The sequence below is a fragment of the Nonomuraea turkmeniaca genome (assembly GCF_005889735.1).
GTDB classification, from domain to species: domain Bacteria; phylum Actinomycetota; class Actinomycetes; order Streptosporangiales; family Streptosporangiaceae; genus Nonomuraea; species Nonomuraea turkmeniaca.
The window spans coordinates 54,515-73,417 of the sequence record NZ_VCKY01000023.1 but is presented as its reverse complement, the minus strand read 5'-3'; the positions used below and the strand labels follow the sequence as shown (position 1 = coordinate 73,417).

The 18,903-nt window shown below is 70.7% G+C and carries 18 protein-coding genes; 11 read left to right on the top strand and 7 right to left on the bottom strand.

Annotated elements, in window-relative coordinates; all coding sequences use genetic code 11:
- Positions 1-601: 23S rRNA (adenine(2503)-C(2))-methyltransferase RlmN (rlmN, locus tag ETD86_RS09830; protein WP_138665796.1), on the top strand; the 601-nt coding region annotated here is incomplete at its 5' end.
- A 1-nt stretch (position 602) separates the two neighbouring features.
- Here the strand turns inward: rlmN and ETD86_RS09825 are convergent.
- Positions 603-1,274 carry a hypothetical protein gene (locus ETD86_RS09825; RefSeq protein WP_138665795.1) on the bottom strand — a complete coding sequence of 224 codons (672 nt, stop codon included), beginning with the start codon at positions 1,272-1,274 and terminating at the stop codon, positions 603-605.
- The gene (locus tag ETD86_RS09820; protein WP_246147814.1) at positions 1,271-2,032 is read right to left on the bottom strand and encodes an ABC transporter ATP-binding protein; all 762 of its coding nucleotides are present in this window, start codon (positions 2,030-2,032) and stop codon (positions 1,271-1,273) included. The genes ETD86_RS09825 and ETD86_RS09820 overlap by 4 nt, the downstream gene beginning before the upstream one ends.
- Before the next feature lie 88 nt (positions 2,033-2,120).
- Between ETD86_RS09820 and ETD86_RS09815 the strand changes: the two genes are divergently transcribed.
- A complete protein-coding gene (locus tag ETD86_RS09815; RefSeq protein WP_170222973.1) occupies positions 2,121-2,642 on the top strand; it encodes a DivIVA domain-containing protein in 522 nt (173 codons plus the stop codon).
- Here the strand turns inward: ETD86_RS09815 and ETD86_RS09810 are convergent.
- Positions 2,639-3,286, bottom strand: a complete 648-nt coding sequence (locus ETD86_RS09810) for an HAD family hydrolase (protein WP_138665792.1) — start codon at positions 3,284-3,286, stop codon at positions 2,639-2,641. The genes ETD86_RS09815 and ETD86_RS09810 overlap by 4 nt on opposite strands.
- Positions 3,287-3,391: 105 nt before the next feature.
- Here ETD86_RS09810 and ETD86_RS09805 point away from each other — a divergent pair, with 105 nt between their 5' ends.
- Positions 3,392-3,766 (top strand): GNAT family protein, encoded by a 375-nt coding sequence (locus ETD86_RS09805; RefSeq protein WP_138665791.1) that lies wholly within the window; start codon positions 3,392-3,394, stop codon positions 3,764-3,766.
- Between the two features lie 177 nt (positions 3,767-3,943).
- Here ETD86_RS09805 and iolD read toward each other — a convergent pair whose 3' ends face one another.
- Genes iolD through iolC form a run of 4 tightly spaced genes read right to left on the bottom strand, consistent with a single transcriptional unit; the run spans position 3,944 to position 8,485 of the window.
- The gene (gene iolD, locus ETD86_RS09800) at positions 3,944-5,788 is read right to left on the bottom strand and encodes a 3D-(3,5/4)-trihydroxycyclohexane-1,2-dione acylhydrolase (decyclizing) (protein ID WP_138665790.1); all 1,845 of its coding nucleotides are present in this window, start codon (positions 5,786-5,788) and stop codon (positions 3,944-3,946) included.
- Complete coding sequence (gene iolB / locus ETD86_RS09795; RefSeq protein ID WP_138665789.1) at positions 5,785-6,642, bottom strand: 5-deoxy-glucuronate isomerase; 858 nt, start codon at positions 6,640-6,642, stop codon at positions 5,785-5,787. Before iolB ends, iolD begins: the two co-directional genes overlap by 4 nt.
- Positions 6,639-7,544: a Cgl0159 family (beta/alpha)8-fold protein gene (locus ETD86_RS09790; protein WP_138665788.1), complete on the bottom strand. Its 906-nt coding sequence runs from the start codon at positions 7,542-7,544 to the stop codon at positions 6,639-6,641. The genes iolB and ETD86_RS09790 overlap by 4 nt, the downstream gene beginning before the upstream one ends.
- Positions 7,541-8,485 (bottom strand): 5-dehydro-2-deoxygluconokinase, encoded by a 945-nt coding sequence (gene iolC, locus ETD86_RS09785; RefSeq protein ID WP_138665806.1) that lies wholly within the window; start codon positions 8,483-8,485, stop codon positions 7,541-7,543. Before iolC ends, ETD86_RS09790 begins: the two co-directional genes overlap by 4 nt.
- A 258-nt stretch (positions 8,486-8,743) precedes the next feature.
- On the opposite strand from iolC, the gene ETD86_RS09780 reads away from it, so the two are divergent.
- The 8 genes from ETD86_RS09780 to ETD86_RS09745 are packed head-to-tail and all read left to right on the top strand — an operon-like array spanning position 8,744 to position 18,840.
- Positions 8,744-10,123 (top strand): extracellular solute-binding protein, encoded by a 1,380-nt coding sequence (locus ETD86_RS09780; RefSeq protein WP_170222972.1) that lies wholly within the window; start codon positions 8,744-8,746, stop codon positions 10,121-10,123.
- Positions 10,095-11,030: a carbohydrate ABC transporter permease gene (locus ETD86_RS09775; RefSeq protein WP_138665787.1), complete on the top strand. Its 936-nt coding sequence runs from the start codon at positions 10,095-10,097 to the stop codon at positions 11,028-11,030. Before ETD86_RS09780 ends, ETD86_RS09775 begins: the two co-directional genes overlap by 29 nt.
- Positions 11,027-11,848 (top strand): carbohydrate ABC transporter permease, encoded by an 822-nt coding sequence (locus ETD86_RS09770; protein ID WP_138665786.1) that lies wholly within the window; start codon positions 11,027-11,029, stop codon positions 11,846-11,848. The genes ETD86_RS09775 and ETD86_RS09770 overlap by 4 nt, the downstream gene beginning before the upstream one ends.
- Positions 11,849-12,913: an ABC transporter ATP-binding protein gene (locus ETD86_RS09765; protein ID WP_138665785.1), complete on the top strand. Its 1,065-nt coding sequence runs from the start codon at positions 11,849-11,851 to the stop codon at positions 12,911-12,913. It begins immediately after the preceding gene.
- Complete coding sequence (locus ETD86_RS09760) at positions 12,910-14,088, top strand: CehA/McbA family metallohydrolase (protein WP_138665784.1); 1,179 nt, start codon at positions 12,910-12,912, stop codon at positions 14,086-14,088. The genes ETD86_RS09765 and ETD86_RS09760 overlap by 4 nt, the downstream gene beginning before the upstream one ends.
- A 29-nt stretch (positions 14,089-14,117) precedes the next feature.
- The gene (locus ETD86_RS09755) at positions 14,118-14,987 is read left to right on the top strand and encodes a TIM barrel protein (RefSeq protein ID WP_246147813.1); all 870 of its coding nucleotides are present in this window, start codon (positions 14,118-14,120) and stop codon (positions 14,985-14,987) included.
- A complete protein-coding gene (locus ETD86_RS09750) occupies positions 14,984-16,057 on the top strand; it encodes a Gfo/Idh/MocA family protein (protein WP_138665782.1) in 1,074 nt (357 codons plus the stop codon). The genes ETD86_RS09755 and ETD86_RS09750 overlap by 4 nt, the downstream gene beginning before the upstream one ends.
- On the top strand, positions 16,054-18,840 hold the full coding sequence (locus ETD86_RS09745; protein WP_138665781.1) for a glycoside hydrolase family 38 N-terminal domain-containing protein: 2,787 nt from the start codon (positions 16,054-16,056) through the stop codon (positions 18,838-18,840). The genes ETD86_RS09750 and ETD86_RS09745 overlap by 4 nt, the downstream gene beginning before the upstream one ends.
- Positions 18,841-18,903 lie beyond the last annotated feature (63 nt).

Here is an 18,903-nt window from a genome sequence, read left to right as displayed (position 1 = left end):
GAGGGGCGTGCCTGGGCGGGTGAACAATGTCGTGTTCATGGGCATGGGCGAGCCGCTGGCCAACTACAAGCAGGTGATCGGCGCGGTCCGCCGCATGGTCGACCCCGCGCCGGACGGGCTGGGCATCTCGGCCCGCGGTGTCACGGTCTCCACGGTCGGCCTGGTGCCGGCCATCGGCAAGCTCGCCGAGGAGGGGCTGCCGGTCACGCTGGCGTTGTCGCTGCACGCGCCCGACGACGAGCTGCGGGACACGCTGGTGCCGATCAACACGCGGTGGAAGGTGTCGGAGGTGCTCGAGGCCGCGTGGGCGTACGCGGCGAAGACCAAGCGGCGGGTCTCGATCGAATACGCGCTGATCAAGGACATCAACGACCAGGAGTGGCGGGCCGACCTGCTGGGCAAGCTCGTCAAGAACAAACTGGTGCACGTCAACCTGATCCCGCTCAACCCGACGCCGGGGTCCAAGTGGACGGCGTCGCGACCCGAGGACGAGCAGGCGTTCGTGCGACGGCTGCAGTTCCACGGCGTGCCGGTCACCGTACGCGACACGCGTGGGCGGGAGATCGACGGCGCTTGCGGCCAGCTCGCCGCCGCCGAGTAGGTCAACCCCTCAGGCGCCGCCACACGTAGAACGCGAGGGCGATCAGGCACCAGGCGAGCGAGACGGCGCCCAGCTCGGGGAGCCGGGCGACCAGGTCGCCGTCGTTCGCGGCACGCATCCAGCGCACGACCGGGACCGTGAGCCAGTACAGCGGCGAGGCGCTCAGCAGCAACATCAGCAGGAACCCGAGCACCAGGCTCATGATCGACAGGGCCGGTGAGGGCAGGATGGCACGGCTGGTCAGCGCGCCGAGCGCGGTGCCCGCCAAGGCCGCCAGGGCGTACACGGTGAGGGCGGCGGTCAGCAGGCGGGGCTCCGGGGTGCCGCTCACGCCGAGCAGGAGTGCCGCCGCCAGCCCGATCCCGGCGAAGACGGCACACGTCGCGAACGCCGCCACGAGCCCCGCAGCCAGTTCCCTGCCCCGGCCGCCTACCGCGACCGCGGACATCTCACGTTGGCGGTCGGGTTCGGTGTCGAGGAGGCTCCTCGCCGCCCAGGCCAGGATGGGGATGATCAGTACGGCCCCGTCGGTGAGCACGCTCGCCTCCTCACCGCGCGGCGCCCGGCTGCCGTGCAGGATGGCGAGCATGGACAGGGCGAGCAGGACGGCCTGGTAGACGCGGTGGGAGCGGATGTAGGCCGCCACGCGGAACGCGGCCAGGGCGATGATCATCGGGACTCCTCGATCTCGCGGGCCCGGTAACCCTCGTCGCACATCCTGGCGAGGAAATGGGGGAGGTCGGCGGCGGGCAGCGTGACCGCCACGGTCGCCACCGGCGGGCTGTCCTCCTGGTCGGGGGCTGCGGTCGTGCTCTCCTTGAGGTGGCCGTCGACGACCGACCAATGACGGAGGCGGGGTAAGGGACGCAGGCCGCCCTGGTGGTCGCTGACGATGACGATGCCGCCGCGCCCGGCGACCTCGGCGGCGATCGAGGGCAGGGCTTCGCGCGTGCCGGCGTCGAGCCCGGCGAACGGCTCGTCCATGATCAGCAGTCCAGGCTCGGCCATCAGTGCCTGGACCAGGCCGACCTTGTGCGCGCTGCCCTTCGACAGCTCGCCCAAGGGCACCGCCAGGAGGTGCTCCATGGCCAGCCGCTCGGCCCACGGCTCCCAGCGGGCGCCCCCGCGTACCCGGGACATGTGGCGCAGGTAGGCCGTGACCGTGAACGGCTGGTCGGCGGGGAAGCGGTCGGGCGCGAACCCGACGACGCCAGGGCGGCCGGTGATCGTGCCCTTCGTCGGCGCGGCGAGCCCGGCCAGCAGCCGGAGCAGGGTCGACTTGCCCGCCCCGTTGACGCCGGTCAGCTCGATCACGTCACCGGCGGCCAGGTGGGCGTCGACATCGTGGATGACGAATCGATCACGTCTTCGGTAGCGGAAGGAGACCTGGGACAGGCGCATGGTGGTGTAACGGTATATGCCGAGTCGCATGCTTGGGATAAAGGGCCCCACAATGGAGGTGCCCCCAGCACGATTCAAGAGGAGTGTGAGCTTGAACCGCTTTCCGCGCGTCATGGGTATGCGTTCAGGCTATGACCCCGTAGAGGTCGACGCCCTGATCGGGCGGATCGAAGCGACCCTGGGCAGGGGCTCGCACGCCTTGGAGCCCGTCACGGCCGACGAGGTGCGTACGGCCACCTTCCGCACCAAGCGCGGCGGCTACCACGAGACCGCGGTGGACTTCGCCCTGGAAGCATTCGTGGTGGCGCTGGAGACCCAGGCCAAACGGCCCGTACGGTTAGCCATGGCCGAGCCCACCGGCGAGATGTTGCGCGAGGAGTGGTTCGAGACCCAGGCGGCGCGCGTGGAGCGAGTGGCCTTCCGCCCGGGCCGGATGGGCAGCGGCTACAACGAGGACGAGGTCGACGCCTTCCTCGACCGCATCGTGGCCACCTTACGCGGCACCACCGACTTTCCCGTAGCGGCGAAGGATGTGCGGGAGGCGAAGTTCTCGACCGTGCTGTTCAGGTCCGGTTACTTGATCGCGGATGTGGACTCGTTCCTGTCGGGCGTCGCGGAGGTGCTGGAGCAGCGCGGCTAGCCGTCGCGGACGGCGGTGAGCAGGCCGTGCAGGTCGGGCAGGACCGTCTGGATGATCGTCTCGTCCGGTGCGCGCTCGCCCCGCCGGTTGATCCACACGCGGCGGATGCCCAGCCGGTGCGCCGGAACCATGTCGTGAAAGTAGCTCTGCGCCACGTGCACCCAGGCCGCCGGCTCGTGTGCCCGCTTGAAGACCTCGAAGTGCGCGTTGGACGGCTTGTAGTCGCGGGCGTCCTCCGCCGTCACCACCGCGTCGAACGGCACGGGCAGCCGCCGGAGCGTCCCCGCGATGAGGTCGCGGTCGCAGTTGGTGAGCAGCGCCAGGTTCCAGCCGGCCGCGCGCAGGGGCGACAGCTCGGCGCCGACCTCGGGGAACACCGGCCAGTACGGCAGCGTCGCGGCCAGCACGCCGGCGTCGTCCTCGTTCAGCTCCACCTTCTCCTCCCCGCACGCCCTGCGCAGGGTCTCGGCCAGCACGTGGCGGTAGCGGAGCGTCGGCGACTCGGCCTGCACGGCGTGCTCGTTCCGGTTGTACGCCTCCAGCAGCCGCGCGCCCTGACCCGGCGCGATCAGCTCGGCGCTGGTGAGCAGGCCGTGCCGCCAGTCGACAAGAGTGCCAAAGCAGTCGAACGTTACCCATCGCATACGTCACATAATGCTGCTCACGACGCTCTCTGTACGACCCATCGAGCCGCGCGATCTCGAAACGGTGTCCAAGGTGCTGAGAGACAGCTGGGCGGCACCACGGTCGTGGCCCTGGGCCGCGGCGAGCTGATCGACGCATCCGCCCAGCCAGGCTTCGTCGCGAAGATCGACGGCGAGCTCGCCGGGGTGATCACCTATGCCGAACGCGACGGCACCGTGGAGATCATCACGATCGATGCCGTGGTGCCCGGCAAGGGAGTCGGGAAGGTGCTACCAGCGCTACGGCTTCGACCTGGTGGCCCTGCACCGGAACGGCGTAGACCGGGCGCGGGCGTGTTATGGTCGCGCCCGCTTCGGCCTCCGTTGGCTCCTGCGTCGCTCTCTCCGGCCGAGCTCCTGCGCTCCATCAAGCCCGACATCCCGGCGGAGGCCGACGGCATCCCGATCAAGCGTGAGCCGGAGCTCGAGCTCACCCTCTGACGAGGCGCTGGTGCGTGCATCGAGCCCGGGACAGGCAAGGCCCGGCAGCCGGGGCAGGGCCGAGCGCCCTCCACGTCGCCGGGCCCGCGCAGGAGCACGAAAGAGTCGTGGAACAGGTCGTGCGCGCCGATCCGCCGGTCGTCCTCGTCGAGCCAGAGGTGCCGGGGCACACCCTGGTCAGGCGGGCGGGGTGAGGTGGGCGCGCTGGGAGCGCTTGTTCGTCTCGTACGCCTCCCGCATGGCGCTGGGCGTGCCCACCTGCGCCACGGGCACGTCCCACCAGGCCTCGGAGGACGGCACGTCGTCCGCCATGCGGTCGGTGCGGACGTAGATGACCGTGGTCTCCGTCGCGGCGCGGGCCGTGTCGAGCGCCTTGCGCAGCTCGGCGACCGACTCCGCGCGCAACACGGACGCGCCGAAGCTGGCGGCGTTCGCGGCCAGGTCGACCGGCAGCGGGCGGCCGTCGCGGTAGGCGTAGGAGGTGCCGAGGCGCTGCGCGCCGACGCTCTCCGACAGGTTGCCGATCGAGGCGAAGCCGGAGTTGTCCACCAGGACCACGACGAGCTTGATGCCCTCGGAGACCGCCGTGACCAGCTCCTGGGCCATCATCAGGTACGAGCCGTCGCCCACCAGCACGAACACCTCGCGCTCCGGGGCGGCCATCTTGACGCCCAGCCCGCCCGCGATCTCGTAGCCCATGCACGAGTAGCCGTACTCGACGTGGTAGTTGCCCGGGCCGCTCGGCCGCCAGAGTTTGTGCAGGTCGCCGGGCATCGAGCCGGCCGCGCACACCACCACGCCGTCGTCGGCCGCGGCCGTGTTGACGGCGCCGATCACCGCGGACTGCGGCGGCGGGGAGCCCTCCAGCGCGTACGCGGCGTCCACGGCCGCGTCCCACGCCCGGGTCAGCTCGGCGGCCCGCTCGCGGTAGCCGTCCGGGACGCCGCGCCAGCCGGCGAACGCCTCCGACAGCTCCGACAGTCCCTCCCGGGCGTCGGCCACCAGCTGGAGGCCTGACAGCTTGGCGGCGTCGAAGGTGGTGATGTTGATGTTGAGGAAGCGTGCCTCGGGGGCGAAGATCGTCCGCGAGGCGGTGGTGAAGTCGCTGTAGCGGGTGCCGACACCGATGATCAGGTCGGCCTCGCGGGCCAGCGCGTTGGCCGCGGTGGTGCCGGTGGCGCCGATCGCGCCCATCGCGAGCGGGTGCCCGTACGGGAGCGCGCCCTTGCCCGCCTGCGTCTCGGCCACCGGGATGCCGTACGTCTCGGCGAAGTGCCGCAGTTGCTCCGTGGCGTCGCTGTAGATCGTGCCGCCGCCCGCGACGATCAGCGGGCGCGCGGCCGACTTGACCAGCTGGGCCGCGCGGAACACGGCGGCGCGCTCGGGGCGGGGCCTGGGGATGTGCCAGATGCGGTCGGCGAACAGCTCGTCCGGCCAGTCGTACGCCTCCGCCTGCACGTCCTGCGGCAACGCGATCGTCACCGCGCCGGTCTCGGCCGGGTCGGTGAGCACTCGCATGGCCGCCAGCAGCGCGGACGGCAACTGCTCGGGGCGGTTGATCCGGTCCCAGTAGCGGGAAACCGGCTTGAAGCAGTCGTTGACGGAAATGTCGTACGAGCGCTGATCCTCCAGCTCTTGGAGGACCGGGCCGGCCACGCGGGTGGAGAAGATGTCGCCGGGCAGGAGGAGCACTGGGAGCCGGTTGATGGTCGCGCCGGCCGCGCCGGTGATCATGTTGGTGGCGCCGGGGCCGATCGAGGTGGTGCAGGCCAGGGTGGCCAGCCGGTTGCTGGCCCGGGCGTAGGCGGCGGCCGTGTGGACCATGGCCTGCTCGTTGCGGCTCAGGTGGTACGGGAGATTCTCGGTCGAGGTGGCCAGCGCCTGGCCCAGGCCGGCGACGTTGCCGTGGCCGAAGATGCCCGTGCAACCGCCGAAGAACCTGCGTTGTACGCTGTCCCGCTCGCTCCACTGGTGGGCGAGGAAACGTACGACGGCCTGCGCGACGGTCAACCGGGTCGTCATGAGGTCCTCCCGAACGGCAGTCTGGGGTCGATGAGCTGGTCGTCCCAGGACGACCGGATCCAGGCGTGGCGCGGGTCGTCGCAGAAGGCCATCGAGCGCTGCTCCGCCGGGCCGGCCAGGACGTTCAGGTAGTAGAGGTCGTAGCCGGGGGCGGCCATGGAGGGGCCGTGGTAGCCGTAGGGGACCAGGACGACGTCGCCCGAGGAGACCTCGGCGAGGGTGTCGACGTGGCCGCGTTCGGAGGAGTAGACGCGCTGGTAGCCGATGCCCTGGTCGGCGACCTCGAAGTAGTAGATCTCCTCCAGCACCGCTTCGCCCGGGTTGGGGGTGTCGTGCTTGTGCGGCGGGTACGAGGACCAGTTGCCGGACGGGGTGAGGACCTCCACGGCCATGAGCTTGTGGCAGTCGAAGACGCCGGGGGCGCAGAAGTTGTTCACCTGGCGGCTGGCCTGGCCGGCGCCGCGGATCTCGACGGGGACCTCGGCGGCGGCCACGTACCGGGGGTTCATGGCGCGGGTGGCGCGGGCCGAGGGCAGTGCGATGCGGCCGGCGCCCTGCAGGGTCACCTGCGAATGAATCGGGACATAGACGAAATCCGATGGCCCATCGAACACGGAGGCACGGCCGGCCAGCTGGAACGTCTCGGCTGCGCGCCGTGGGGACGGGGTGACGGTGACCGTGCAGGAGCCCGCCAGGGGCAGGACCAGCATCTCCTCCTCGCCCGTCTCGAACGACACCGGCGCGTCCGTCAGGTCCGCGATCCGCAGGCCCGAGTACGTCCATCCGGCCGAGGACGGGGTGATCTCCACCGACCAGGGGCCATGGGCGGTCTTGCCGTACGGAAGGTAGGTCATGCGCGGGCCTCTCGCACCAGTGCCGCGGCGCCGTCCACCGCGGTCGCGACGTCGTCGTCCGGAGGGTAGAGCAGGGCACGGCCCACCACGAGACCCCGCACGCCGGGCAGGCGCAGGGCACGGTGCCAGTCGGCGTAGGCGGCGTCGATGTCCGGCGGGTCGCCGCCGAGCAGCAGGGCGGGCAGCGTGGTGGCGGCCATGACGCGCTCCATCTCCGCGATCGCGGGGATCTTGAGCCAGGTGTAGGCCGAGGTGACGCCGAGGGCCTGAGCGATGCTGATCGAGCGGATCACGGCCTCGGGCGACAGGTCGTTGCGCAGGGCCCCCGACTCCGTACGCAGCGACCAGAACGGCTCCACCATGGCCATCAGCCGCCGCCTGGCCAGGTCCGTCACCGCGTGGGCACAGGACTCCAGCGTGGTCACGGTCGCGTGGTCGCCCGGGTCGATGCGGCAGAGCATCTTGCCGCCGTCCAGGCGCATGGCGTCGATCGAGGCCGCGTCGAATCCGGTGAAGCGGTCGTCCAGCTCGAACACCGAGCCCTGCAGGCCGCCCCGGTTCATGGAGCCGAAGGCCAGCTTGCCTTCCAGCGCCCCCAGCAGGAGCAGGTCCTCCAGGACGTCGGGCGCGGCCAGGATGCCGTCCACGCCAGGCCGGGACAGCGCCGTCTGGAGCCGGTCGAGCAGGTCGGTACGGCTGGCCATGGCCAGCGGGCGGTCGCGGACGGCCAGGGCGCCGCGGGCCGGGTGGTCCGCGGCGATGATCAGCAGCCGCTCGCCCTGGCCGGGCAGGCCGCGCCGCTGCCGCCGGGCCGCGGCCTCGGCGATCTCCTCGGGACGAGTGGCGCGGATATGGGTGAGCCGCTCATATTCGCTGGTCCTGGGCAGGGTGATGTCGCTCAAGAACGCACCCCCGGGCCCGCGAGCAACTCCTCCACCTCGTCGGTCGACGGCATGGCGTCGGCGCAGGCCAGGCGGGCGGCCACGAACGCGCCCGCCGCGTTGGCGAAGCGGATCGTGCGCTCCAGCGGCCAGCCGCGCAGCAGCCCCAGGCACAGGGCCCCGCCGAACGCGTCTCCCGCGCCGATCCCGTTGACCACGTCCACCTCCACTGGCTTGATGAGACAGCTCTCCTCGGAGGTACGCGCGAAAACCCCTTCGGGGCCCATTTTCACGACGGCGACCCGGATGCCGGCGTCCAGCAGCGCCTGCGCGGCCTCCTCGGGATCACGGACCCCTACGGCGGTCTCCACCTCCTCGAGGTTGCCGACCGCCACGTCGGCGTGCGGGAGCGCCTGCCCGGCCGCCTCGCGGGCCGCCGCACGCGACTCCCAGAGCGGGGCCCGGTAGTCCAGGTCGAACACCGTCCAGCCCGACGTACGCGCCGACAGGGCCGCGGTGTGGGCGGCGCGGCTGGGCTCCTTGCTCAGGCCGGTCAGCGAGAACCAGAACATGCTCGTGGCGCGGATGGCGTCCAGGTCCAGGTGGGAGGGGGAGATCCGCAGGTCAGGTGGATGCTCGCCGCGGTAGAAGTAGATCGGGAAGTGGTCGGGCGGGAAGATCTCGCAGAACGTGACAGGCGTCGGCGCCTCCGCGAAGGTGGTCACGAAGCGGTCGTCGACACCGAAGTCGCGGATCGCCCGCCGTACGTAGTCGCCGAAGGGATCCGCCCCGACGCCGGTGATCACGGCGGAGCGCAGCCCGTGTCGCGCCGCCGCGACGGCTACGTTGGTGGGGCTGCCGCCGAGGAACTTGCCGAAGGTCTCGACGTCGGCCAGCCCGACGCCGGTCTGCAGCGGATAGACGTCGACGCCGCAGCGGCCGATCGTGATCAGGTCGTACAACGCACCTCCAGAGATCGAGCTTAGCTCCGACACTATGGCACATTTGTCAGGACATACTAATGTCCGAAATGTAGCTCTATGATGCGGTGGCTGCTCACATCGCCTAGTGTCCGGTTGTCAGGTGGCCGCCGCCGTCCGGCCGAAGACGCAGCATGCGGTGCATCACGCCGAAATATAGCCAGCCCTTTACGTCATACGAATGTCATGACATATTAGCCCATGGCTTACCTCCTTACCGGATTTTGTCGGAGGGTTTGCATGGCATTGCGTAAGGTTGCCGCGGTGATCGCCGTGGTCGGAATAGGGTTAACCGCCTGCGGCCAGTCGTCCGGCGGCGGTGGTGACACCATCGAGCTGACCATCGCCCAGAACGCCATCGCGGGCGGCAAGAACGCCGCCGCGGCGAACTTCGTCGCCAACTGGGTGGTCCCCCAGTTCGAGGCGGCACAGAAGGCCAAGGGCAAGGACGTCAAGGTCAAGTTCGTCCCCAGCGGCGTCGACGACGAGCAGTACAAGACCAAGCTCTCCCTGGACCTCAAGTCGGGCAAGGGCGCGGACGTGATCGACATCGACGGCATCTGGGCCGGCGAGTTCGCCGAGGCCGGTTACATCAAGCCGCTGGCGGACCTGGTCGGCGCCGAGGCCGACGGCTGGTCAGGCTGGGCGCAGATCCCCGAGTCCGTGCAGGGACTGGCCACGTACAACGGCAAGAAGTACGCGCTGCCGATCGGCACTGATGGCCGGGTGCTCTACTTCAACAAGACGCTCTTCCAGAAGGCCGGGCTGCCTGCCGACTGGCAGCCGAAGAGCTGGCAGGAGGTCCTCGACGCGGGGACCAAGCTGAAGTCCGCGGGCGTGCCGGTGCCGATCCAGATCAACGCCGGGACGGCGATGGGCGAGGCCACCTCGATGCAGGGTGTGCTGCCGCTGCTCGCGGGCGCGGGCGGCGAGGTGCAGAAGGACGGCAAGTGGACCGGCGCGTCCCAGCCGCTCAAGGACGCGCTCGGTCTTTACCAGAAGATCTACGGCGGCGGCCTGGGCGATCCCCAGCTGCAGCAGGAGGCCAAGGGCCGCGACAAGTCGTTCCAGCAGTTCGCCGAGGGCAAGATCGGCATCCTGATGGAGGGCGACTACTTCTGGCGGGGCGTCATCAACCCCAAGGACGGCGTGGCCCCGATGGCCGACCGCGACCAGACCGTCGGCTACGCGCTGATCCCCGCGATGGAGCCCGGCAAGGGCATCCGCGGCCAGGACTTCGTCAGCATGTCCGGCGGCGCGCTGCGCACGATCAACCCCAACAGCAAGCATCCGAAGGAGGCCTTCGAGTTGCTGACCTTCACGCTCTCGCCGGAGGCGCTGAAGGAGGAGACCAAGGGCGGCAACGTACGCATCACGCCGCGTACGGACGTCAACAAGGAGATCCTCGCCGGTGAGCCGCTGCTGACCTTCATCTCGGACAAGGTGCTGCCGCTGACGGCCTTCCGGCCGCCGGTCGCGGTCTACCCGCAGGTGTCGGTGGCGCTGCAGGAGGCCACCGCCGCGGTGGCCGGCGGCACCGCGCCCGACCAGGCGGCGGCCGCGTACCAGAAGAAGCTCGAAGGAATCGTCGGTGGCGCAGGCAACATCATCGCCCCCTGAAACCCTTGACGAGGACGCCCCCGCCCGCCGCTCCTACAGCTCGGACGCGGCGGGTCTGGGGCGGCTGAGGGCCGGGGTGTTCGTGGCCCCCGCGCTGCTGCTCATCGCGGCCTTCCTCGTGTTCCCCGCGCTCTGGGTGCTCTACCTGGGGCTGACCAATTACCGGCTGACCGGGATCGCCGCGGCCGAGCCCCAGTTCGTGGGGCTGGACAACTTCATCGACGCGGTCTCCAATCCGGTGTTCTGGAACTCCACGTGGCTGACCGTGCAGTTCGTCCTGGGCTCGGCCGTGATCGGGCAGGTCGGGCTCGGCTTCACCATCGCCTGGTTGCTGCGCGACCGGCGCGGTCCGCTCAAGCGGCTGGTCGAGGGGCTGGTCATCCTGGCCTGGATCCTGCCCAGCGCGGTGGTGTCGTTCCTGTGGGTGGCGCTGCTCGACCGCGACGGCGGCACGCTCAACGCGCTGCTGGGCCTGCCCGGCTTCGCCTGGCTGCTCGACCACCCGATGTTGTCGATCATCATCTTCAACACGTGGCGCGGCACCGCGTTCTCGATGATGTTGTACGGCGCCGCGCTCGGCAACGTGCCGCCCTCACACCTGGAGAGCGCCCGCCTGGCCGGGGCGTCCGGCTGGCAGCAGCTCAGGGACGTGGTGTTCCCGCACATCAGGGGCCACATCCTGACGAACCTGCTGCTGATCAGCCTGTGGACGTTCAACGACTTCACCCCGTTCATGATCACGGCGGGTGGGCCGGACGGGAAGTCGGAGATCCTGGCCGTGCACGTGTACAAGGTCGCGCTGCAGAGCGGCGAGCTGGGCTACGGGGCCGCGGTGTCCACGGTCATCCTGCTGATCAACCTGGTGGTGGCGGTGTTCTACCTGCGGTTGCTACGGAGCAAGAAATGACGGCGCGGTTCGTCGCGGGCCGGATCGGGTTCTACACGCTGATCGCGGTGCTGCTGGCGTTCTTCACGATTCCGTTGTTGTGGCTGGCGACCGCGCCGTTCACCTCCGACCCGACGTACGAGGTGGGAGTGCCCGACTTCACCTGGGAGAACTTCCAGGCGGTCGCGGAGCATCCGTACGCGCTGCCGTCGCTCTACAACTCCCTGGTGTTGTCAGTCGGCACGGCTCTGCTGGTGGTCGCGATGGCGGCGCTGGCGGCGTACGCGCTGAGCCGGGTGCGGCTGCCGGGGCGGGACGCGCTGTTGTACGCGTTGCTGCTGCTGTCGTCGATCATCACGGGCACGGCGGCCATGGTGCCGCTGTTCCAGCTGGCGGTGGAGCTCAACCTCATCGACTCGCACCTCGGGCTGATCCTCATCCTGACGGGCGGGCTGCTGCCGGCGGCGATCTTCATGATGAAGGACTTCATGGACTCGACGCCGAAGTCCTATGAGGAGTCGGCGCGGGTGTTCGGGGCGTCGCCGCTGCAGATCGTTCGGCACGTGGTGGTGCCCCTGGTACGGCCGGGGCTGGCGACCATCGGGGTCTGGGCCGTGGCCAACGTGTGGGGAAATTTCCTGATGCCGTACCTGCTGCTGAGCGACGTCGAGAAGCAGCCGGCGGCCGTGATCACGTACACGCTGTACACCGAGGGCGGCCAGGCCAACCTACGGATGTTGTCCACGTTCGGGCTGCTGTACTCGGTCCCCGTGGTGCTCATGTACCTGTTCGTCAGCAAGAAATACGGCTTCCGCTTCCACGGAGGGATCAAGCGTTAAATGGCCGCCATCGAACTACGCGGGCTGACCAAGGTCTATCCCGGCGGCGTGAAAGCCCTCGACGCGCTCGACCTGGACATCCCGGACGGCGAGTTCTTCGCCCTGCTGGGCCCCTCCGGTTGCGGCAAGACCACGCTGCTGCGGACGATCGCCGGGCTGGAGATCGCCACCGGAGGCGCGGTGGTCATCGGCGACCGCGACGTGACCGGGGTGCAGCCGGGCGGCCGGGACGTCGCGATGGTCTTCCAGGACTACGCGTTGTTCCCGCACATGGACGTCACGGAGAACATCGCCTACCCGCTGCGCATCAAGAAGGTCGCGAAGTCGGCGCGTCGCGCCAAGGCGGTCGAGGTGGGGACGCGGCTCGGGCTCGAACACCTCATGGACCGCCGGCCGGGTCAGCTGTCCGGCGGGCAGCAGCAGCGGGTCGCGCTGGCGCGGGTGATGGCCACGCAGGCGCAGGCCTTCCTGTTCGACGAGCCGCTGTCCAACCTGGACGCCCGGCTGCGGCTGGAGGCGCGGACGTTCCTCAAGAAGCTCCAGCGGGAGCTCGGCGTCACCACCGTCTTCGTCACCCACGACCAGGCCGAGGCGCTGGCCATGGCCGATCGGATGGCGGTGATGGAGTCGGGGCACATCCGGCAGATCGGCACGCCGGCCGAGGTGTTCCAGCGGCCCGCCAACACTTTTGTGGCCGGATTCATCGGCTCCACGCCCATGAACCTCCTGGACGGCGCCGTACGAGGTGACACGCTGGACGTGGCAGGGTGCAAGGTGGGCGTCCCGTCCTCGGCCGAAGGACGGCTGAGCGACGGGGAGAAGATCGTGTACGGCGTGCGACCCGAGTACATGTCCTACTCGGCCGAACCGGCGGAGGGCGCGCTCGGGGGGAAGGTGGCCATCGTGGAGAACCTCGGCGCCTCCCACCTGGTGACCCTCGACGTCAACGACGTGATCGTGCAGGCCGTCGTGCCGGAGGGCAGCGAGCCGTCACTCGGCGACGACGGTTACGCGGTGCCCCGGCGCGACCGGGCCCTCGTCTACCGGGACGGAGAGCTCGTTTGAGAGGCCACTGGAGTCTGGACGATCGGCTGGAGCTCATGCTGCGCGAGGTGCCGTTCGAGGTGCCCGCCGGGGCCGCGGCCGTGACGGTGCGGCTGTCCTACGACCGGTCGCAGGGGGTGCTGGATCTCGGGTGCGGGTCGCCGAGCGGGTTCCGCGGCTGGTCGGGCGGTGCGCGTGACGAATACACGATCACCGAGGACTGGGCGACGCCTGGCTATCTGCCCGGTGCTCCGGAGTGCGGGACCTGGCACGTGTGGCTGCGGTTGCACCGTATCCCGCTCCACGGCCTCGACTACACGCTGGAGATCTCCACTGAGACCGTGGCGCCGCCCGAGCCGGCGGCCGAGGAGCCGCCGCACGGGGAGCGGCGTGCTCGTCGGGACATTCCGGATATCGACGGCATGCGGTGGTTCGCCGGGGACTTCCACGCCCACACCCTGCACAGCGACGGCAGCCTGACCATCGCCGAGCTGGCCGAGCTGGCTCACGGGCGCGGGCTGGACTTCCTGGCCGTCACCGACCACAACACCGTCAGCCACCACCCCTGGCTGGCCAAGATCGACCGTGAGATCACGCTCATCCCCGGCCAGGAGGTCACCACCGACCGGGGCCACGCGAACGTCTTCGGCGACGTCGGCTGGGTGGACTTCCGGCGCCCCGCCGACTCCTGGGTCGAGCACGCCGAGGAGGCGGGCGGGCTGATCTCCGTCAACCATCCGCTCGGCGGTGACTGCGCCTGGTTGCTGCCGATCAACCGCCGGCCGCGGGTCGCCGAGGTGTGGAGCTCCGGCTGGTGGGACCGGCGCTGGGGCGCCCCGCTGGCCTGGGCGGACGCCTGGCGCGACGACGTGATCGCGATCGGCGGCAGCGACTTCCACAACCACGGCTCCGACGGACTGCCGGGCGCGCCCACGACGTGGGTCCTGGCCGAGGACACGAGCACGGTGCTGGACGGCGTCCGTGCCGGTCGCACCGCCGTCTCGGCGGGTCCCGACGCGCCGCTGCTGCTCAGGCTGGGCGACGAGCTGCTGGCGCTGGACGCGGGCGGTCTGGTCCTGGTGCGCCCGGACGGCGCCAGGCAGCTGATCCGCGACGATCGGGCATTGATCCCGGCAGGCGAAGGGCCGCACCGGCTGGAAACCCACGAGAACGAGGTGATGGCGCTATGCGAGTGAACTCGAGAGTGAAAGTCGCCAATGCTCCCGTGAGCTTCGGCGTGTTCGAGCTGTCCGACGCGCCGCCGCCGCTCAGCGCCGACGAGATGGTGCGCGCGTTGTCGGAGGCCGGGTACGAAGGCATCGACTCCGGGCCGATCGGTTACCTGGGCACGGGCTCCGAGCTGGCCGATCGGCTGGCCGGAAACGGGTTGTTGCTCGCGGGCGGCTGGGTGGACCTGCGGTACGGCGACGCCGCGGCGTACGCGCGGGGACTGCCTGCGCTGGAGGCCGCACTGGACGTCTTCGCCGCCGCGCCGCCGGCGCCACAAGGGCTGGGACCGCGGCCCACGCTGGCCTGCTCGGGCACGCCGGAGCGGTTCGCCCGCCCCGGCGGGAGCGTTCCAGGGTTGCCGGCGTCCGAGTGGCCCGCCTACGCGGCCCGCGTGCAGGAGGCCGTGAACCGCTGCCGCGACCGCGGCCTCGAGCCCGCCTTCCATCACCACCTGGGCACGTACGTGGAGACTCCCGAGGACGTCGAGCGGCTCTTGGAGCTGACCGACGTACCGCTCTGCCTCGACACCGGGCACCTGCTGCTGGCCGGGGGAGACCCGGTGGCGGCGCTGCGCGCGTGGGCCGACCGGGTCGGGCACGTGCACATCAAGGACGGCGACACCAAGATCCTCGCCCAGGCCCTGGCCGACGGGGTGGACCTGCGCGAGCTCATGGGACGGGGCGGGTTCGCCCCGCTCGGCGAGGGCGAGCTGGACCTGCCCGCCGTGGTGCGCGTGCTGGACGAGATCGGCTACGCGGGGTGGATCGTCATCGAGCAGGACACGCTGCCCGGCCGCCGCACCGTCGCCCAGAACATCGCCGACCAGGCCGCCAACCGCCGCAAGCTGGAGGAACTGGGACTGTGAAGATCGCTCTGCTCGGGTGCGGCGCGGTGACGCAGGCGGTGTACGTGCCGCTGCTGTCCAGGCGCCGCGACCTGTTCGAGGTGACGGCCGTGTGCGATCTGTCGCGTACGCTCGCCGACGCCGTCGGGGACCGGCTCGGCGCCGCCCGGCGGTACACGGCGCTGGAGGACCTGCTCGCCGCGGGCGGCTTCGACGCCGTGCTCGTGCTGGCCTCGGGCTCCCACGGCGAGGCCGTGCGCCTGGCGCTCGCCGCCGGCCACGCCGTGTTCTGCGAGAAGCCGCTCGCGCTGACCAGGGCCGAGGTGGCGGCGCTGCCCGAAGGGCGGTTGATGGTCGGCTACATGAAGCAGTACGACCCCGCGGTGCGCCGGGCCGAGGAACTGCTGGCCGAGCTGGGCGGGCCCGGTGTGATCAGGTCGGTCGAGGTGACGGTGCTGCATCCGAGCGGGGAGTCGCAGCTCGCTTTCGCCAACCTGGCCCAGGCTCGTGACGTGGACGCCGGGTTGCTGACGTCGCTGCGGGCCGCCGAGAGCGCGCTCGTGTCGCGGGCGGTGGGGGACTCGGCGGCGGTGCAGCGTCTGTACGGGGTGGCACTCGGCTCGATATGTCACGACTTGTCGCTCTTGCGGCGCTTTACCGGAGCGCCTGCCGAAATTTCGTACGTGGAGACCTGGGGTCCCGGGCCCGGCTCCATCGAGATCTCCGGGGCGCTGCCCGCCCAGGGCAGGTTCTCCATCCGCTGGCACTACCTGGAGGACTATCCGGCCTACCGCGAGACCGTGGCCATCCACCACGACAAGGGCACGCTGGAGCTGGTCTTCCCCTCGCCCTACCTGATGAACGCGCCGACGACGCTCACGGTGGTGTCCGGCGGCGAGAGCCGGACCGAATGGCGTGACGTGACCGAGGCGTTCGAAGTGCAACTGGCCGCCTTCCATGCTTTCGTGAACGATGGCAAGCCCCCGCTCACCGACGTGGGCGGCGCCTTGGAGGACATCGTCACGGCCCAGCGGATCGCCGCCCGTTACGCCGTACACCATGATCTGCCCGTGGGAGGGGAGGCCGCATGAGCGAGCGGAGCGAGCGACCCATCGAACACAGTCGCGTCGCGGAGATCGTCGTCGTGCCGCACACGCACTGGGACCGGGAGTGGTACGAGCCGTTCCAGCGGTTCCGGCTGCGCCTGGTGTCGCTGCTGGACGAGGTGCTCGACACGATGGAGCGCGAGCCTCGCTACCACTTCACCCTCGACGGGCAGCTGGCCTGCGTGGACGACTACCTGGAGGTGCGGCCGGAGAACCGCGACCGCATCGCCGCGCTGGTCCAGTCGGGGCGGCTGGCGATCGGGCCGTGGCAGATCCTGCTGGACGAGTTCCTGTGCTCGGGCGAGAACATCGTCCGCAACCTCGAGCTCGGCATGGACCGAGCAGGCAAGCTCGGCGGGGCGATGCCGGTCGGGTACCTGCCGGACATGTTCGGGCACACGGCGCAGATGCCGCAGATCCTCCGGAAGGCCGGGCTCCTGCACGCCTGCGTGTATCGCGGCGTGCCGTCCTCCGTCACCACGGACGCCTTCGCCTGGGTCGCGCCGGACGGGACGGCGCTGCGGACCCAATACCTGCCGGCGGGCGGGTACGGCAACGGCGCGCACCTCTTCCACGACGCGGTGGGCCTGGCCGGGCGGGCGGCCGAGTTCGTCAAGACGATGCGTGAGTGGCACGGCCCCGACGGGTCGCTGCTGGCCATGTACGGCACCGACCACTCCGCGCCCGTGCGCGGACTGCCGGACATGGTGGCGGCGATCGACGCCCGCATGGACACCTTGTCCGGCTATATCGGGAGCTATTCGGGCGAGGTGGCAGCGCTCGACGGGCTCCCGCGCATCCACGGGGAGTTGCGCTCCCACGCCCGCGCCAACATCCTCCCCGGCGTCATCTCCATCCGCCCCCACCTCAAGCAGGCCATGGGCCGAGCCGAGCGCATGGTCGAGCGGTACGCCGAGCCGCTGGCCGCGCTCTGGGGCGATGAGTGGCCCGGGCGGTTCCTCGACATGGCGTGGTGGCGGCTGGTGGACGCCAGCGGGCACGACTCGGTGACCGGTTGCGGTGTGGACGAGACCGCCCAGCAAGTGGCCGCCCGCATCGCCGAGGCCGAGCACCTCGGACAGGCCGTCCGCGACATGGTCACGGCCCGGCTGGCGGCCGCCGTGCCGTCGGACGGGGTGCTCGTCGTCAACCCCACGCCCGACGTACGCAGCGGCATCGTGATCGTGGACGTGGCCGGGACCGACCCGCTGGTGGACCCGTCGGGCGCCCCGGTGCCGGCGCAGCCGCTCGAGTACGCGCCCACGCTGCTGCTCGACGCGGAGATGGACCCCGCCACGGCGCTCACGTTCATCCACGGGACCGAGCTGTACGGGCAGCACATCACCGGCTGGTCGGTCGAGGGCGGCACGCTGACGTTCACGGTGGCGCGTGAGACCTCGGTCGTCTTCGACGTGGCCGACCTGCGTGACGCGCTCGACGGCGTGACCCGCGTCCGCATCCTCGCCGAGCCCCGGCGTACGGTCGCGGCCATGGTGGAGGCGCCGCCGCTGGGCCACACCAGCCTCCGGACCGCGCCGCACGATCAGGTGTTCAACCCGCCGGTGCCGTCGGGCGGCCTGCCCAACGTCCAGCACCACGCGTCGTGCTGGATGGGCTCCGACTCCGCGACCCTGCCGGTGCGCGGGGACGAGGAGGTGCTGGACAACGGGCTGCTGCGGGTCACGATCAACCGCGACGGCACGCTGACGCTGGTCGGTCAGGACGGCACCACCGTGACAGGGGCGGGCCGCATCGTGGACGGCGGCGACGTCGGCGACACCTACAACTACGCGCCGCCCCTGGCCGACCTCATCGTGTCCGAGCCGGCATCGGTCTCGGCCGAGCTGGTGTGGTCGGGGCCGCTGGTGGCGGCGGTGGACGTGCGGCGCACGTACGCGTGGCCCGCCGCCGGTGACGCGGTGGACGGCGCCCCCGAGGCCCCGGCCGGCTCGCGGACGTCCCGTACCGAGGACATCCTCGTCACGACCCGGGTCGAGCTGCGTGCCGGCGAGCCGTTCGTCCGCCTGCACGTCACCTTCGACAACCGCTGCGACGACCATCGGGTCCGCCTGCACGTCCCGCTGCCCGCCGCGGCCACGGAGTCGTACGCCGAGGGCCAGTTCGCCGTCGTCACCCGCGGCCTGACGTCCGAGGGCGGCTGCGGCGAGACGCCCCTGCCCACCTTCCCCGCCTCGTCGTGGGTGGCGGCCGGCGGGGTGGCGGCGCTGCTGGAGCATGTGACGGAGTACGAGCTGGTGGACGGGGAGCTGGCGCTGACCCTGCTGCGCTCGGCCGGCTACCTGTCCCGCAACCGCAACGCCCTCCGCCCCGAACCGGCCGGGCCCCAGCTGCCCACTCCGGCCGCGCAGTCGCGGGGGGTACGGTCCGTGAGCCTGGCACTGATGCCGTACCAGGAGTCGTGGGGTGAGGTGGTGCCGCACGCGGAAACCTTCCGTCACGACCTGCTGGTGGTGCCGGGCGTCGGCGATCGTGCCCTTCCGCTGCCCGCACCTGTGGCTGGGCTGTCGGTTACGGGGGACGGCGTGGTGATGACCTCGCTCAGGATGCGTGACGACTGGCGGGAAGTCCGCGTGGTCGCCTTGACCCCGAACGACACGGAAGCCGTGATTTCCGGCAACCTCCTGCAAGCCCGGCATGCCGATCTTCGGGGGCGTCCGGGCGAGCCAGTGCAGGTCGATGGCGGTGAGATGCGACTTCCCTTGAAGGCCTGGGAAATTGCGACCATCCAGATCCGTCAACTCTGGTAACTGTTTCAGGCTCTGCACCCCATCGAGCCCCGGAAGGCCTCGTCATGCAGAAGGCTTGTGGTC

Coding starts and splice junctions, on each gene's coding strand:
- ETD86_RS09825 (WP_138665795.1), bottom strand. CDS start 1,274: ATGATCATCGCCCTGGCCGCGTTCCGCGTGGCGGCCTACATCCGCTCC.
- ETD86_RS09780 (WP_170222972.1), top strand. CDS start 8,744: ATGGCATTGCGTAAGGTTGCCGCGGTGATCGCCGTGGTCGGAATAGGG.
- iolD (WP_138665790.1), bottom strand. CDS start 5,788: ATGACGACCCGGTTGACCGTCGCGCAGGCCGTCGTACGTTTCCTCGCC.
- ETD86_RS09820 (WP_246147814.1), bottom strand. CDS start 2,032: ATGCGACTCGGCATATACCGTTACACCACCATGCGCCTGTCCCAGGTC.
- iolB (WP_138665789.1), bottom strand. CDS start 6,642: ATGACCTACCTTCCGTACGGCAAGACCGCCCATGGCCCCTGGTCGGTG.
- ETD86_RS09815 (WP_170222973.1), top strand. CDS start 2,121: ATGCGTTCAGGCTATGACCCCGTAGAGGTCGACGCCCTGATCGGGCGG.
- ETD86_RS09770 (WP_138665786.1), top strand. CDS start 11,027: ATGACGGCGCGGTTCGTCGCGGGCCGGATCGGGTTCTACACGCTGATC.
- ETD86_RS09810 (WP_138665792.1), bottom strand. CDS start 3,286: ATGCGATGGGTAACGTTCGACTGCTTTGGCACTCTTGTCGACTGGCGG.
- ETD86_RS09765 (WP_138665785.1), top strand. CDS start 11,849: ATGGCCGCCATCGAACTACGCGGGCTGACCAAGGTCTATCCCGGCGGC.
- ETD86_RS09745 (WP_138665781.1), top strand. CDS start 16,054: ATGAGCGAGCGGAGCGAGCGACCCATCGAACACAGTCGCGTCGCGGAG.